Raw genomic sequence first — 15831 nt, 5'->3', positions numbered from 1 at the left:
GGCCCCCCGCCCCCCCCCGCCCCCCGCGCCGCGCGGGGGCGGGCGGGCCCCGCGCGGGGCGCGGCGGCGCCGCGGCGGCGGGCCCGCCGCGTGGCCGCGGGGGGGGCCCGCCCCCCCCCGCCCGGCGTACGGCCGGAGCCGCGGGGCGGGGCCGCGGGACCACCGGCCGTACGGCGAGGAGCCGTAGGAGCCAGAGGAGCCGGTGGAGCTAGGAGCCGGTGAAGTCGGTGGGGCTAGGAGAGGGTGGGGCTGGGCGGGGCGCCGGTGCCCGACCAGGTGCCGATGAAGCCGAAGGTGGTGGATCCCCCGGCGGGGACGGATCCGTTCCAGGCGGCGTTGGTGAAGGTGAAGACCGGCGGGGCCGCCGACAGGGTGGAGCTCCACGACTGGCTGACGTTCACGCCGGAGGGATAGGTGAGGACGGTTCTCCAGGTGGTGACGGCCGCGGTGCAGCGGACGGTGACCTCGCCCTGGAAGCCGCCCTGCCAGGAGTTGGTCATCCGGTACGTCGGGGTGCAGCCGCTCGGCGGGGTCGAGGTGGTCGTGAAGGTCGTCGCCGCGGAGGCGGCCGAGGTGTTCCCCGCGGCGTCGCGGGCGACCACGGTGACGGTGTAGGCGGTCTGCGCGGTGAGCCCGGTCAGGGTGATCGAGCTGGTCGCGGACGAACCGAGCTTGGTGGTCCCCCGGAAGACGTCGTAGCCGGTGACCGCGCGGTTGTCGGTGGAGGCGGTCCAGGACAGCCGGGCGCCGGTCGAGGTGACGTCCGAGGCGGCGGGCGTGCCGGGCCGGGTCGGCGCCTCGGTGTCCGGGGTGCCGGTGCCGCCGTAGACCGTGGCCTCGACGGAGGTCTGCGCGATGCCGTTCGCCCCGTTGAACAGGCGCTGTCCCCAGGTGGTGAGGCCGGCGACGTTGAAGTTGGTCACCTGGTCGAGATACTCGACGCCGCCGCCGTTGCCGCTCCACGACCAGCCGAGGTAGCCGACCCCCCTGGCCTGCGCCTGGGCCATGATCGTGTCCTCGTCGGGGTTGCCGTCGGAGTGGTTGAAGCCGAACTCGCCGATCACCAGCGGCAGTCCCGCCGTCTGGAACGCCTGCAGGTAGGAGGTGACCTCGGCGGCCGTGTCGAACACCCCGTACATGTGGACGGAGAAGAGCGTGTTGCGCTGCGGGTCGGCGGCGGCGACCGTGGCCGCGTTGTCGCGCATGGTGAAGCTCCAGTCCTGGCCCCAGTTGGGCGCGTCCACCATGATCAGGTGCTGGAACCCGTTGCTCCGCAGCCGGGTGATCGCGGCCGAGGTGGCCTGGGTCCAGCCGGGGGTGGTCGCGTTGTTGCCGAAGGGCTCGTTGCCGATGTTGAGGACGACGTAGTCCTCCTGGCCGACGATCGCGCTCTTGACGCCGATCCAGTAGTCCACGGCCTGGTCGAGGGTGTAGGCGCCGCTCTGCTCGCCGTACCCGGTGGTGTCGTGGTTCTCCAGGACGCAGATGAGCCTGTTCTGCTTGCAGAGCGAGACGACGTTCGCCACGTCGGCCGCGCCGTTGGCGGTCCACCGGCCGCCGCTGAGCACCACCCTGACGGTGTTCGCGCCCAGCGACTTGATGTCCGCGAACGAGCCGGTCTGGGTCGCGTACCAGGCGTGCGGGTGGCTGGTGCCCCGCATGACGAACGCGTTGCCGTTCGCCTCGAGGATCCGCGTACCGCTTACGCGCAGGCCGACGGCGGCGTGGGCGGGCGGTATGGAGACGATGAACGGGAGAAGGAGCGCCGCGAGCAGCGCCAGTCTGATGCGCATGACCTACCTCGGTTGGGGAGTGCCCGGCCGGGCGGAGGGGTCGTCGCGCCCGGCCGGGGCGGTGAGGCGTCCTGGGGATCCGGGGGATCAAGGGAGGATCGGACGCCTGGACAGGGGGAGCGGGAGTGCCGGTCCGCGCCGCGGACCGGCACCGTGAGGAGCAGGAGGAGCCGGAGGAGCCGGTGGGTCAGCCGGTGGCGCAGGTCACCGGGGTGGGGACGCCGTTGGTGCCGTTCTGGCTCGCGGTGAAGCCGAAGGACGTCGAGGCGTTCGGGGCGAGGGGGCCGTTCCAGGCCACGTTCCTGACCGACACGTCCGCTCCCGTCTGGGTGTGCGTGCCGTTCCAGAGCTGGCTGATCGTCTGGCCGTTGGGGAACCTCCAGGTCACCGTCCAGCCGGTGATCGCCGAGGTGCCCGCGTTCGTGACGGTGACGTTCCCCTGGAAGGCGCCCTGCCAGCTGTTGCCGACCGTGTACGTGGCCGTGCAGCCGCCCGCCGGGGCCGTCGTCGTGGTGAACGCGGTGCTCTCGGACGCGGTGGAGGAGTTGCCCGCCGCGTCCCTCGCCACCACGGACACGGTGTACGCCGTCGCGGGGGTGAGCCCGGTGAGGGCGTACGAGGTGCCGGTGGCGGTGGCGACCTTCGTCGTCCCCCGGTAGACGTCGTAGCCGCTGACGCCCACGTTGTCGGTCGAGGCCGCCCAGGTGAGGGTGGCGCCGCTGCCGGTGATCGCCGAGACGGCGGGCTTGCCCGGCCGCGACGGCGCCACGGTGTCGTCCTCGGGCTCCTCCGGGGGAGGCTCGTCGCCGGGCGGGTTGCCCCAGATCTTCGTCGTCCCCGCGTAGACCGTGATGTTCTGCACCCGCACCGGGGTCGCGCCCGGCGTGGTGGCGACACCGGTGTACGACCAGTCGTTGGACGGGTCCCACGTCCCGGTGCTGGCGAGGCGGAACTGCACCTCGCGCCGGTGCTGCGACTGCCCCGCCGGGGCGATCGAGGTGTTGGAGCAGTCGACGGTGACGTAGTAGGTCTTCCCGGACAGCAGGGTCGGCCCGGTCGGGGCCTTGCACTGGTTGTAGGCGGACGTCACGGAGACCTGGCTCGCGGTCGTCGCGCCGTCGAGGGTGAAGTAGTAGCGGAACGAGCCGTTGGCGAGCGGGCGGGCCGGCCAGGCCGACTGGTTCCGCACGATGGCCTTGATCTCGGTGAACGCCGAGCCGGAGGCGTTCACCCCGGCCTCCACGAAGATCTCGGGGCCGTCGGGGGTCTCCGCCACGGGGAAGTTCGCGGCGGGGGCCCCGCCGTACTCGCGGTAGAGGCGGGCGAGGGCGCTGGTGAAGCCCGCGTTGTAGTCGGTGGCGACCTCGTTCATCACGTAGTCGTCGCGCCTGTCGGTGTAGGCGTCGTCGGGGTCGGGCGGGCCGCCGACGAGGGCGCCGTACAGGGTGTGGCGGGTCTCGGCCGGGTTGGTCATCTGGTCGGTCCACGAGCCGTGCGCGGTGCGGTGGTGCGGGTTCCTCGGCGGGTTCGCGCCGAACCCGATCACGTACGAGGAGTTGCGCGGGTTGTCGCCGAGCGCGTAGTTGATCTGCCTGACCGCGAAGTCGTGGTATCTCGCCTTACGGGTCGCGTCGGTGATCGCGTCCGAGTGGACCAGCGCCACGAACGAGGTGTTGGCCGCGTAGCGCAGCGACCCCCACCGGTCGAGCACGGCCTGCCCGCCGGGGGAGTACCTGATCCGCTGCCCGTTGACCCCGACCGTCCAGAAGTCGAGCCAGCGGTTCGCGTCGTCGAGGTACTTCTGCTTGCCGGTCAGCTTGTTGAGCAGCACGTAGGCGCCGTAGGACTTGTCGTCCCAGGCGATCGTCCACTTGTAGGACTTGACGGTGGACTGCGGCTCGGTGCCGAGGTTGTCGTAGTACGACTCCGCCTTGGCCAGGTAGGAGGCCTCCTGGGTGGCCCGGTGCAGCCAGATCGCGCCCCAGACCAGCTCGTCGTTGAAGCCGCTCCACGACTGGTAGTAGCCGGACGCGTCGGTGATGCAGTCGCTGTACTTCTTCCGCACGGTGTCGGCGAAGGTGTAGAGCTGCCTGGCGTGCGTCACCAGCGTGTCGGCATAAGTCGGATTTGTCGGGCGGAAGACGATCGACGAGGCCGCCATCGCCGCCGCCGTCTCCCCGGCCAGGTCCGACCCGCCGCAGGAGGCGTCGATCTTGTACGCGGGCCGCTCCATCTGCATCGCCTCGGCCGGGCCCCACCACGCGTGGTCCTTGCCGCCGTTGCCGACCTGCCCGTACAGCACGTTCGCCGACGGGTGGGCCTTGATGAAGTAGTCGTTGACGAACTTGAGGTTGTTCAGCAGGTGGGTGAGCTGCCCGGAGGAGGCGTACGCGTCGCGGTACTCCACCGCGCCCCAGGCCAGCATCGTCGCGCTCGCCGCCATCGGCAGGCCGAACTTGACGTGGTCGCCCGCGTCGTACCAGCCGCCGGTCAGGTCGAGCCCGGCGTCCTGGCCGTCGGTGAGCCCGGAGGGGCCGCGCCAGCCGACGCGGTTCCAGCTCGGCAACGGCCCCGACTGCTGGGCCTCGTAGAACCAGAGGGACTTCTGCAGCGCCTCGCCGTACGCGAAGGCGGGCGCCGCGGCCTGGGCGCCGGTGGCGGGCACCGTCACCGGCACGGCCGTCAGCGCCAGCAGCGCGAGCGCCGCGAGGGTTCTTCTCATGGGGGGTGCGCCTCTCGGAGATGGTGCTCGGGGCGTGACGGCAGGTCAGGGGTACCGTCACGCCCCGAGGTCTCAGGGGGTCGGACCCGGGTCCGGTTCGGGTCCGGGTCCGGTTCGGGTCCGGGGCCGGGCAGGGCTCGGGCCGGGGCTCGGGCGGGGCTCGCGCCCCGGTTCGAGGCCGGGCCGGAGTCCGGGTCGGGCTCGGGGAGAGCTCTGGTCGGGCCCGGATAGGGCTCGGGTAGGGCTCGGGTCCGGCCCGAGGGAGGGCCGGACCCGAGGTCGGGGAATCAGGGGAAGAGGCGGCCGTACTCGGCGAGGGCGACGGCGACGTCCACCTGCGCCCAGAACCGGTGGTAGTTGAAGGACGGCGCGGGGCCGGTGCCCTTCAGGTAGGCGTCCACCTTCGGCCAGTCCGGGTCGTTCTTGTAGAAGGACCGGATGGACATGAAGGTCGAGCTGGAGTTGATCGTGTCGCCGTTGGGCATCTTGCCGGTCCAGCCCGGGGGCACGTAGACCGGGTCGTTGAGGCGCCGGTAGTCGGCCTTGGTCTCGACGACCGACACGCCCTTGGCGTCCTGGTTGTTGCGCCACATGCCGTCGAGCAGGCCCTTGGCGACGTTCTTGGCCGTGGTGTTGCCGGACTTGGCCGCGTAGTAGGTCAGCACCTTGGCGTACGAGCCCGCCACGCCCACGTCGGTCGTGTAGTCCCTGATGCTCACGTGCAGCCCGGAGTTGGAGCCGGGGCTGGTCGGGTTCCAGGTGTCGGGCTGGCCGGTCCACACCAGCGTCGAGGGGATCTGGTAGGTCCCGTCGGCGTTGATCGTGGTGTTGTCGGTGGCCCACTTGACCCACTTGTCCAGCACGAGCTTGGCGTCGGCGTTGCCGGTCGCGTAGTACAGCTCCGCGACCCGCTCCATCGACCACGCCTGGAAGCCGAACCACTGGTTGGACGGCGGGTCGTGGTAGACCGGCTGCCAGTCGTAGGCCATCCCGTAGAAGGTCGGCAGCGTCGACGGCGGGGCCGCGTAGTGGCCCTGCCAGCTGTTGGTGGCGCCACCGGCGATCGCGCCCTCGGTCGACTGCAGCCAGCGGTAGAACTCCAGCTGCCGCTTGGTGCTGGTGGTCCAGTCCTGCACGGCGGTCGCGCCCTTGGGCTTGAGCACGTCCACGCTGGACAGCGCCCAGGCGGCCATCGGGTTCTGGTAACCGGAGTGGTTGTGGCTGGAGCCGATCCGCCAGGCCCATCCGGCGGAGCTGTCCATGGCGCCGCCCCAGGCGTAGTACCAGCTCAGCAGGTAGGCCGAGCTGTCCTTGCCGGTCCCCGCCGCACACGAGGTGCTGGTGCAGCCCTGCTTCTTGAAGTACTTGTCGTACATCGCGTAGCGCAGGTAGTCGCCCATCTTCGCGGCCTTGGCGACCGTGGCCGAGACCTGCGAGGCCTTGCCCTGCTCGGTGGCCCAGGTGTGCGCCCAGTAGGCCACCTGGACGGCGCGGGCGTCGGCGTCGGGGGCGTTGGTGTACTTCCACTGCTTGGCGTAGCTGCTGTCGCCGGTGAACAGGTCCAGGAACCCGTTCGGGCCGCCGTGCTTGAAGGTGTCGCAGGACGGCTGCGGGATGGTCTCGAAGACCGACTCCTCCGGGCCGCGCTGGTAGGTGTTGATGTACGCGGGCTTGGTGGTCCCGTCCCCGCAGCGGCCGAAGCCGTAGGTGTTGTCCACGTCCAGCAGCCAGTGCATGCCGTAGACGTCGCTGGTGCCGTACGCCGTCTTGAGCTCGTTGGCGATCGGGTCGGTGCCGACGCTCACGCCGCTGTCCAGCCTGGACGGGTACTGCTTGATGTCGTCCCACTCACCGGCGTACGTGGCGGGCTTGGCCGGGTTGTAGAAGGAGTTGGTCGGCTGGTCGGCGGTGGCCGGGATGATGTATCTCTCCATCGAGGCCCAGGCGTCGTTGAACCTGGTCCAGTCGCCGGTCACCTTGCCGTACGCCGCCTCCAGCCACAGGTAGTAGCTGTAGGCCTCGGAGGTGGTCTCGTGCCCGTGGTCCGGCGCCTCGACCATGAAGGTCTCGACGGAGTGGTAGGGCACGCCCTGCGGCGAGAAGTAGCCGTTCGCCGGGTCCTTGATCTTGTTGTACATCGTGGTGAAGCGCTGGATGTACTCGTTGTTCCCGCCGCCCGAGTCGTTGTCGACCTCGGTGGCGGTCGCCTTGGCCGAGGCGTGGCCGGTGGCGGTCGAGGTGAACTCGGCGGTCCCGGAGGTCTGGTCGCCGTCCTCGGCCGCCGCGACCCGTACCGTCTGGGCCGTGTTCCAGTTGGCGGTGGTGAAGGTGAGCGACGCGCCGGAGGCGACGGTCAGGTCGGTGTCGCCGCTCGTCCTCGCGGTCGCCACGGTGACGCTCGCGGACGGGGCCCTGGAGAGCCTGACCGAGAGGTTGGCCGAGCCGCCCTCGGGGACGGCGACCGTGGCCGGGGTGACGACCACGGCGGGGGCCGAGTCGGCGGTGACGGTGATCCCCACCGGGGAGGAGGTGGTGGCCGCGCCCTTGTCGTCGGTCGCCCTGGAGGTGAGGGAGTAGCTCCCGGCGGCGACGCCCGTCCAGTTGTAGGCGTACGGCGCGGTGGTGTCGGTGCCCAGCAGCGTGCTGCCGTTGAAGAAGTCGACCTTGGAGACGGTGCCGTCGCTGTCGGCCGCGTTCGCGGTGATCGCCACCGTCGCGGGCGCGGCGAAGGTGGCCCCGGCCGCCGGAGCGGTGATGCCCGTGGTGGGCGGCTGGTTGACGGGGTTGGTCCCCCCGCAGGTGGTGCCGTTGATCGTGAAGGCGGCCGGCTTGGGGTTGGAGCCGGACCAGGTGCCGTTGAAGCCGATGCTGGTCGAGGCGCCGGTGGCGAGGTTGCCGTTCCAGGCGAGGTTCTGGGCGGTGACGTTCTGCCCGCTCTGCGCCCAGGTGGCGCTCCAGCCCTGGCTGATCCGCTGGGTGGCCGTCGGGAAGGTGAACCCGAGGGTCCAGCCGGTCAGCGGGTCGCCCAGGTTCTTGACGGACACGCTGGCGCTGAAACCGCCCTGCCAGTCGCTGGTGGTGTACGTCACGTCGCAGGCGACGGCCGCGAGGGCGGGGGAGGCCGCCAGCGCGGTGGTCGTCCCGGCCGCCAGGCTGAGCAGCGCCAGCGCGGCGATCCGTCTCCGGAAGCGTGGGAGCGCTCCCGCTTTATTGGGGAACAAATGCATGAAATGGGCCTCCGTGAGTGGGGATCGATGCGAATTCGCTGGTGGTGGCGCCGCATCGGATCAAGCAAGGGAGAGAGGGGGTGGGAGCGCTCCCATAAGCGATTCTGGAGACGGTGAACGGGATGTCAATGGCAGGCGCCTCCCGTTACATCGATGTTTCGTGGCCTATGCCGCCAGGCTGCTGCGATCCGGGCGGCCTCTTTCGCGGGCCGTGAAAGTTTCAGAGCTTTCGATCTTCCCGGTCGAATGCTTGCTCGTGAGCGTGCCCCCGGGTCCCCGGGCGTGGATCCGCCCCACCGGCCGACGGCCGATGGGGCGGATCCGCGGTGTCGGGAGACGCTTGCCGGCCAGGCCCTGTCGGCGCGGTCCATGTCAGCGCGGTCCTTGTCAGCCCGGCCTTGTTCAACGCGTCCCCGTCAGCCCGGCCTTGTTCGGTCCGGCCCTTCCAGCCTGGCCTTGCTCAGCCTGGCCTTGTTCAGCGCGGCCCTGTTCAGCGCGGTCCTGTTCAACGCGGGCGGCGATGGTTCCCGGGGCGTGCGTGGTGGTGACGGCCGCGGTCACGCTTCCTCGCCTTGAACGGCCTGTCGTTGGGCGGAAACGTGATGACGGTCCGGGTGTTCTTCCTGCCGTCCGGGTTGCCGGCGGCGGGTTTGCCACCGGTGCCGGCGCCGGGGCCGGTGGCGGTGGCCGGACTCGCGGGCGGTGCCGGGCAGATGCCCTCGGGGCCGACGGGCACGGACAGCACCGGTGAGGTGCTGGGCTCCAGCCGGTTCGTGCCCGCGAAGGACGCCACGAACTCGTGGGTTCGCGGCGGGATATTGGAAACGATCAGTTTCGCGTGGCCGGCGGCGTCCGACTGGAACTGGTCCTGGCGCACCCCGTTGGCGAAGAACTCGACCGGCCCGACAGGGGGGACCGGCCCCGAGGACGTGACGGTCGCGACGAGGGCGAGGTTGCCCGGCGATCCCGGATCGCAGAACGCGCCCAGCTTGGTGCTGGTCCTCCTCAGCGGCACGCCCGCGCAGGCGGAGCGGGTGACGGTGGCGGAGTCCAGGTTGACGGTGCCCGCGCGGGCCAGCAGGCGGCCGTTCACGGTCGTGCCACTGGCCGCGGTGATCGAGGTCAGCGCGAGGACGCTCCCGGCGAAGCGGGAACCGGCCCCCAGCGTGGCCGAACCGCCGACCTGCCAGATCACGTTGCACGCCTGGGCGCCGTTGGCGAGCCGCACCGTGCTGGCGGGCGAGGTGACCAGGGAGGGGGACCTGAAGACGAAGCGGGCGTTCGGATCCCCCTGCCCGTCGAGGGTCAGCTCCCCGCTGATGTAGAAGGCGCCGGAGGTGGAGTTGTAGACGCCCGGAGCCACCGTGGTCCCGCCGAGCTGCGGCTTGAGGGAGGCGGTGCCGGGCCGCAGCGCGGCGCTGTTGTAGGCGGTGGCCAGGTCGTCCTGGGCCTGTTCGGCGACGGGGTCGTCCAGGTAGACGGCGCCGGCCACGACGCCCGGCGGGAACCCGGCGGTCGTCGAACCCGGGCTCACCCCGACCTCGCCGGTGACGACGGTGGACCCGGTGCCGGCGACCGTCGTCCCCGCCAGGACCGCGAAGTCCGCGGCCGCGCCGAGCGACAGCGCCGCCGCCGGGTTCGGCTCGTTCGTCGTGCTCGCCGTACGAGCTGTGCTCGCTGTGTTCTCCGCGCTCGCCGCGTGCGGTGTCGCGGCGACGCAGCCCAGCGCGACCGCGATCGTCACGGCCCCCGCCAGCCGGGAACGGACGGTATTTCGCGAAACGATATTGGAGTGACCAATGACTGCCACAGTCTCATCCTTTTCCTTTGGTATTTCGCCTTCCAGGCGCATTGCCGATGATGCGCCGTTTTTCCGAGACTACTGATCGGCGGTGCCGTGGTCGTCGTACGACATGCGGGTTGTTTTATCGCATTACCTGTACGCGGGCACAGTGAGAATTCAGAAAATACTGTTGTTTGTGCGGATATCCAGCCGAATATCGTGACCCGTTGGCGTTCCCGGACGTCGGCCGGACGTCGGGCGGCCGCGCACATCACAGGAGGGCGTGCCGCCTGGGCGGCACGCCCTTGATGGTCCCGGGGTGCGGGAGGCCGGACGCGTGCGGGGGGCGGCACGCGAGACGGCACACGAGTTCACCGGGTGGACCCCCGGTGCGGGGCTAGCGCGGGCGGCAGCAGCGCCTCGTCCACGTGTGGTGGTGGTGATGCCTGCGCTTGCGGTCCTTTATCTTGATCGCGTTGTCGCTCTGCTGATGGTTCCTGATGCTCTGAGCGTTCTTGTTCTTCCGGTTCACTCCCTGCGCCGGGCAGAGGCCGTTCGGGCCGACGACCAGGGCGAGCGGTGGCGAGGCGCTCGGATCCAGGGCGGCGTTGCCGGGGAAGGTGGCCACGAGCTGGCGGGTTCCCGGGGCGAGGCCGGTCACGGCCAGGGTGGCGCGGCCGTTCGCGTCGAGTACGGCCGTGCCCAGGCTCACCCCGTCGGAGAAGAACTCGACCGGCCCCGTGGGCGGGGTCGGCCCGAAGGACGCGACGGTCGCGGTGAGGATGAGCCGGCCCGGCACCCTCGCCGAGCACACCGCGGTCAGCGTGGTGCTGGTCTCCCTCGGCGGCACGACCGCGCAGTTGGCGAACGTGACGAGATTGGTGTCCAGCGTGACGGCGCCGTTGCGGGCCAGCAGGCGGCCGTTGACGTTCACGCCGGTGGTCGCGGTGATCGAGGTGAGCGCGAGGATGTTCCCGGCGAAGCTGGAGCCGGTCCCCAGCGTGGCCGAGCTGCCGACCTGCCAGAAGACGTTGCACGCCTGCGCGCCGTTGATGAGGTTCACCGAGCTGGCGGACGCGGTGATCAGGGTGGACGCCGTCTTGAAGATGAAGACGGCGTTCGGGTCGCCCTGCCCGTCGAGCGTCAGCTGCCCGGTGATCCCGAAGGTGCCCGCGGCGGAGTCGTAGACACCGGGTGTCCGGACGGTCCCGCCGAGTTCCGTCGGGATGGTGGCGGTGACGGCCTGCCCGGCCGCGTTGTTGTAGGCGCCGGTCAGGTCGACCTGGGCCTGCGCGGCGACGGCGTCGGCGGAGTGGATGGTGCCGACCACGACGCCGGGCGGGAAGCCGGTGACCGCCGTCCCCGGGCTCACCCCGAGATCCCCGGTGATCACGCTGGGGCCGGTGTTGGTGACCGTCGTGCCCGCCAGGACCGCGAAGTTCGCGGCCGTGCCGAGCGGCGGTGGCGTCGCCGCGTTCGCCGCGTGCGGTGTCGCGGCGACGCAGCCCAGCGCGACCGCGACGGTCAGGGCTCCCGCCAGCCAGGAACGGACGATATCTCGCGGAACGATAGGTGGGTGACCAACTCTTATCACGATGCTGCCCTTTTCTTTTGGTATTTCTCCGTCCAGGCGCATTGCCGATGATGCGCCGTTTTCTCTGACCCTACTGATCGGCGGTGTCGCACTTGTTATACGACATGCGGGATATTTTATTGCACAGTTATCGGGGCATTTGTATGGAATGTGAGTGTGTTGCCGATTGCGAGGATGTCCTTTGTCTTCGACCGCGCGAGACCGCGTCCCCGGCTGGCTCAAGCGCGCGAGGGCGTGCCGCTCGGCGGCACGCCCTCGACGGTTCCGTGGAACGGGGAACGGGGATCAGGCGCAGGTGATGCCGGACGCGCCGGGGGTGGAGGGTCCGTTCGCGGTGAATCCGACGACGACGGACTGACCCGCCGCGAGGTTCGCCGCGTGGCCCGGGGCCCTCGCGGTGAAGGTGGTCCCGCTCTGCGTGACGGTGGCGTTCCAGCCGCTGCCGAGCGTCACCCCGGACGGCAGGGTCCATCTCACCGACCAGTTGTTCCAGGCCGAGGTCCCGGTGTTCTTCACGGTCAGCGCGGCCTGGAAGCCTCCCTGCCAGGAGTTGGTGAGGGCGTACGACGTCTCGCAGGCCGCGGTCCCCGGTGTCGGGGTCGGCGTCGGGGTGGGGGTGGGGTTGCCGCCCCCGCCGACCGGCGGGATCAGGTACGGCTGGAGGATGTCCTGCTTGTCCTGGTTGATCGATGTCCAGTCGTCCTTGGCGATGCCCCCGGTGTCACCCGAGTTGGGGTTCCACGACCAGTAGGTGAACGACATCCCGTTGACCCCGGTGCCCAGATACTTCATCAGCTCCTGGAGCCAGACCTTGTCCACGGCGGCCTGCATGGTGGTCCCGAACTCGCCGAGCATGATCGGCGCGATGTTCTGCCGGTAGAGGTAGCCCCAGTACTTGTCCCAGATCGCGGGCATGTTCGCCGGATAGTTCGGCGCGTCGAACCACGTCTGGCGGTAGACCGAGGTGGCGTAGTCGTGCGGCGAGTAGACCAGCCGGTTCGCCACGCTCAGCCGCACCGGGAACTCCCCGGCCTTCGACAGGTTGCCGCCCCACCAGCCGCAGTCCTCGTCGTTGCTCGGATCGTTGTCCCACACGTTCGACAGGCCCCCGCTCGGGCAGCTCACGCCCTCGACGAAGATCAGCCAGTTGGGGTTGACCGACAGCACCGCGTTGCCCGCCCGCTCGGCGGCGAGCCGCCAGTCGCGCGCCGTGTCGCCGCAGCCCCAGCACGCCCCGGTCGCGGCCGGGTTGGTGCCCTCGGCGTGCGGCTCGTTGTGCAGGTCGGCGCCGATGACGGTGGTGTTGCCCGCGTACCGCTGGGCGAGCGCCTTCCAGTCGTTGATCCAGGTGCTCTCCGGCGTCGCGGCGACGTACCACAGCGGCGACTGCCCGGCCGAGGTCGGCCGGTGCCGGTCGAGGATGATCCGCATGCCCTTGCTTCCGGCGTACGCGATGACCTTGTCGAGGATCTGCAGCGGGGTGTTGCCGACCAGGTCGGGGTTGACGAAGTCGTTCACGCCGCTGGCGACCGCGCCCGGCTTGAGGGCGTCGTTGGAGAACGGCACGCGGAGGGTGTTGTAACCGAGCGAGGCCATCTTGTCGATCTGGCCCCTCCACGGGTTGCTCGACCACAACCCGTGGAAGGTCTTGTTGTCGGTCTCCATGCCGAACCAGTTGATGCCGGTCAACCGGACGGTCGCGCCCGTGCTGTCGACGATCTTGTTACCGGAGGTGCGCAGGTAGCCGGTGCCGGTTCCGCCCGCGGCACCGGCCGGGGAGGAGCCGAGCGCGACCGCCAGCGCCGAGGTGACCACGAGCGCCGCGAGCGCCGCCGCCCACCTGCGAACACGCAGGACTTTCATTCAGGAGCCCTTCGAGGACGGGGTCGGTTCGCGGGGCGGGAACCCCGCGATCGAAAGGTGCGGCCGGTCGCGCTCGCCATGGTTCGGCGCCCGCCCCGCTCCCGTCAACCGCCGCCGGGACCGGTCCCGTCCCCTCGCGGCACCCGCGACCCCTTCCATCTCGCCCTGCGCGGCCACCGCCCCGCCGATCGCCGGGTGAAAGTTTCAGTGAACGACGGGCGGGGCGGGCATGTCACGGAATGCCCGGCGGCACTCCCGTGGTCTCGGCGGGTGCGGCGAGTCCGGCCGCCCCCGGCAGACGAGTCCAAGCCCCCTCCACCTTGGGATTCGAGGGGGCTCGGCGTGTGTTCGGGCTTCTCAACCGGCCAGGGCCACCGACACCAGTAGAAGCTGGGCCTCCAGGGCGTGACGGAAGTCGTCGGGCAGCGAGCCCTCCCGGTTGCGTTCGGCGATCTTCCCCCGGATCGGGGTGAGGTCGCGGGAGTCCCAGACGCTGCTGGCCATTATCTGCCGCAGGTCCAGGGCCACGTCGGAGCGGATCCTGCCCTCGTCCTCCCCCTTCGCGAGCACGGCGTTGAAGCGCCGCACGCTCTGGTTGAGATTCGGGTCGTAGGAGCGGATCGCCTTCGCTTCCGGAACGGCCTCCACTCCCGGGGCCGGTTCCGCCGCCTGCCCGCTCCGCCTGGAGGTGACGGAGGGACTGGGAAGCGGCGTCGTCCCCGGTTCGGGGTAGGCCGTGGTGGGGTCGAGGACGGTGGGCGGCACCGTCCCGCGACCCGGCGGACCGGCCACCCGTTCCTCGTAGGAGCCGGCGATCCGGCTCCACACCAGGAGACCCGCGAGCAGCGCCGCCACCGCCGCGACCACCGTCCAGCGCACCAGCCCGTGCCCGCGCGTCCAGTGGACCGGGGTCGTGGCCGGTGGCCTGAGGGCCGCCGCCAGGTCGTCGGCCACCTCCTGCGCCCTCGGCCTCGCCTCGGGCCGGTGCGACAGGCAGACCTGGCAGAGCGCGCTGATCCGCGCGGGCATCCCCGGCACCGCCGCCACCGGCGGCGGTCCCTCCCTGCGGACGTTCTCGATCTCCTCCCAGGTCCGTTCCGGGTACGGGGGATCGCCGGTGAGCATCTCGAACAGCAGCACGCCCAGCGCGTAGACGTCACTCGCCGGATCCGCGACCGTGCCGGTCAGCCGCTCGGGCGCCACGTAGGGAGGGGTCCCGTAGTCGGAGGCCCGGTCGTCGCCGTCCTCCCCGATGAAGGCCGCGATGCCGAAGTCGAGCAGCTTGGCACCCGTCGAGGTGAGCAGCACGTTCTCGGCGGTGACGTCCCGGTGCACGATGCCCCGCTCGTGGGCGGCGGCCAGCACGGTGGCCAGCCTGGCGGCGATCGTCGCCGCCTCCGCCCACGGCAGCGGGCCCTCGTTGATCCGGTCCGCCAGCGGGCGCCCCTCCAGCAGGCGCATCACGACGTACGCGGCGAGGCGACCCTGCGAGGTCACGGTCTCCCCGTAGTCGTAGACCTCGATCGCGTCGGGGTGGATGAGGCGCGCGGTGGCACGCGCCTCCCGGCGGATCAGCTCGCGCTCCCCCAGGTCGACGCCCAGCTCGCCGTCGAGCAGCTTGACGGCGACCAGCCGCTGGAGCGACTGGTCGAAGGCACGCCAGATGACGCTCATGCCACCCCACGCGATCCGCTCCAGCAACAGGTACCTGCGGGTGAGCACATCCCCCGCGCGAAGCCCGACCTGGTCAGGCCGACTCACGGACCACCAGCTCAGTGGGGAGTACGGGATTGTCGCGGGGAGCGCCGGCCGAGCTCATCGAGAGCAGCAGCAACCGGGTGGCGAGCGCGGAGAACTCCTCCACCGGCTGGCGGACGGTGGTGAGCGTGGGGGAGGTCCGCCGGGCGGCGGGGGCGTCGTCGAACCCGATGACGGCCACGTCCTCCGGCACCCGCCGGCCGGCCCGGCGCAGGGTCTGCAGCGCGGCGGCCGCCATCACGTCGGAGGCGGCGAAGACCGCGTCGACGTGTGGCATCCTGCGCAGCAGCCACTGCATGCCGTGCACTCCCGACGTGTGGCTGAAGTCGCCGTACGCGACCGGCACCCCGGTCATCCCGGCCAGGGCGAGGGTCTGCATGAACCCGTCGAGCCGGTCGCGGGCGGCCGGCAGGGCGGGCGGGCCCGCGATGACGCCGATGGACCTCCGGCCGCCGAGCAGCAGGTGTTCCGCCGCCTGCCGGCCTCCGTCGCGGTTGTCCATGTCGACGTGGGGGAGCTCGATGCCGTCCGGGGGACGGCCCGCGCTCCGCACCGGGATGCCCGAGGCGGCCAGGGTCACCACGAGCGGATGCCTGTCGCGCGCGCCGATCAGCAGGACGCCGTCGATGCCTCCGGCGACGAGCGGTGGCGTGGCGATGGTGGAGGTGGCCGCCGTGGCGGTCATCACGGCGAGGGGGACGCCGTGCCCGGTGAGGACCTCCTCCGCGGCTGTGATCATCCGCGCGTAGAACGGCTCGGTGAAGAGCCGGTGCGCGGGTTCGCAGACCACGATGGCCACGACCTGGTCGGATCGGCGGCCGGAGCCGCCACGGGGAGCGCGATGCCTTACGTAACCGAGACGCGATATTGCGTCATGCACCTGCCTACGAGTCGATGTGCTGACTCTGACTGAACCGGTGAGCACCCGGGACGCCGTGGCGGGGGAGACCCCTGCCTCTGCTGCGACCTGGGCGAGTGTGGGTAGATCGGTCATAACTTCCTCCACACCAAGATCCTGCACAGGTGGGAGCGCTCCCAGTGAACCTAGCATTGTTTCGGAAGTGTCAAAAGATGTTTCCGAAAAATCACCA

Annotated in this window: 8 protein-coding genes; all 8 read right to left on the bottom strand. The window is 70.8% G+C overall.

Annotated features, from left to right (window positions below; all coding sequences use genetic code 11):
- Window positions 1-233: 233 nt before the first annotated feature.
- The 8 genes from ABT053_RS22745 to ABT053_RS22710 all read right to left on the bottom strand — a co-directional run bounded on the left by ABT053_RS22745 (window position 234) and on the right by ABT053_RS22710 (window position 15734).
- Entirely contained in the window at window positions 234-1793 is a 1560-nt protein-coding gene (locus tag ABT053_RS22745; RefSeq protein WP_350971081.1) for a cellulase family glycosylhydrolase, read from the bottom strand.
- Window positions 1794-1980: 187 nt separating this feature from the next.
- The gene (locus ABT053_RS22740) at window positions 1981-4515 is read right to left on the bottom strand and encodes a glycoside hydrolase family 9 protein (RefSeq protein ID WP_350971080.1); all 2535 of its coding nucleotides are present in this window, start codon (window positions 4513-4515) and stop codon (window positions 1981-1983) included.
- 287 nt (window positions 4516-4802) lie between these two features.
- Window positions 4803-7742, bottom strand: coding sequence for a glycoside hydrolase family 48 protein (locus ABT053_RS22735; protein ID WP_350971079.1), 2940 nt, complete (start codon window positions 7740-7742; stop codon window positions 4803-4805).
- Window positions 7743-8247: 505 nt separating this feature from the next.
- Entirely contained in the window at window positions 8248-9486 is a 1239-nt protein-coding gene (locus tag ABT053_RS22730) for an ice-binding family protein (RefSeq protein ID WP_350971078.1), read from the bottom strand.
- A gap of 436 nt (window positions 9487-9922) precedes the next feature.
- Window positions 9923-11119, bottom strand: a complete 1197-nt coding sequence (locus tag ABT053_RS22725) for an ice-binding family protein (protein ID WP_350971077.1) — start codon at window positions 11117-11119, stop codon at window positions 9923-9925.
- Between the two features lie 285 nt (window positions 11120-11404).
- On the bottom strand, window positions 11405-12982 hold the full coding sequence (locus tag ABT053_RS22720) for a cellulase family glycosylhydrolase (protein ID WP_350971076.1): 1578 nt from the start codon (window positions 12980-12982) through the stop codon (window positions 11405-11407).
- A 357-nt stretch (window positions 12983-13339) separates the two neighbouring features.
- The gene (locus ABT053_RS22715) at window positions 13340-14743 is read right to left on the bottom strand and encodes a serine/threonine-protein kinase (protein ID WP_350971075.1); all 1404 of its coding nucleotides are present in this window, start codon (window positions 14741-14743) and stop codon (window positions 13340-13342) included.
- Window positions 14730-15734, bottom strand: coding sequence for a LacI family DNA-binding transcriptional regulator (locus ABT053_RS22710; RefSeq protein ID WP_350971074.1), 1005 nt, complete (start codon window positions 15732-15734; stop codon window positions 14730-14732). The genes ABT053_RS22715 and ABT053_RS22710 overlap by 14 nt, the downstream gene beginning before the upstream one ends.
- Between the last annotated feature and the right edge of the window lie 97 nt (window positions 15735-15831).

The sequence above is a fragment of the Streptosporangium sp. NPDC002524 genome (assembly GCF_040295985.1).
Lineage (GTDB): Bacteria > Actinomycetota > Actinomycetes > Streptosporangiales > Streptosporangiaceae > Streptosporangium.
The sequence above is the reverse complement of the archived record's forward strand: the minus strand, read 5'-3'. Positions and strand labels throughout refer to the sequence as shown.

Excerpts from the sequence above, each read along its gene's own strand:
- ABT053_RS22745 (WP_350971081.1), bottom strand. The coding sequence starts at position 1,793 with ATGCGCATCAGACTGGCGCTGCTCGCGGCGCTCCTTCTCCCGTTCATC.
- ABT053_RS22740 (WP_350971080.1), bottom strand. The coding sequence starts at position 4,515 with ATGAGAAGAACCCTCGCGGCGCTCGCGCTGCTGGCGCTGACGGCCGTG.
- ABT053_RS22735 (WP_350971079.1), bottom strand. The coding sequence starts at position 7,742 with ATGCATTTGTTCCCCAATAAAGCGGGAGCGCTCCCACGCTTCCGGAGA.
- ABT053_RS22720 (WP_350971076.1), bottom strand. The coding sequence starts at position 12,982 with ATGAAAGTCCTGCGTGTTCGCAGGTGGGCGGCGGCGCTCGCGGCGCTC.
- ABT053_RS22710 (WP_350971074.1), bottom strand. The coding sequence starts at position 15,734 with ATGACCGATCTACCCACACTCGCCCAGGTCGCAGCAGAGGCAGGGGTC.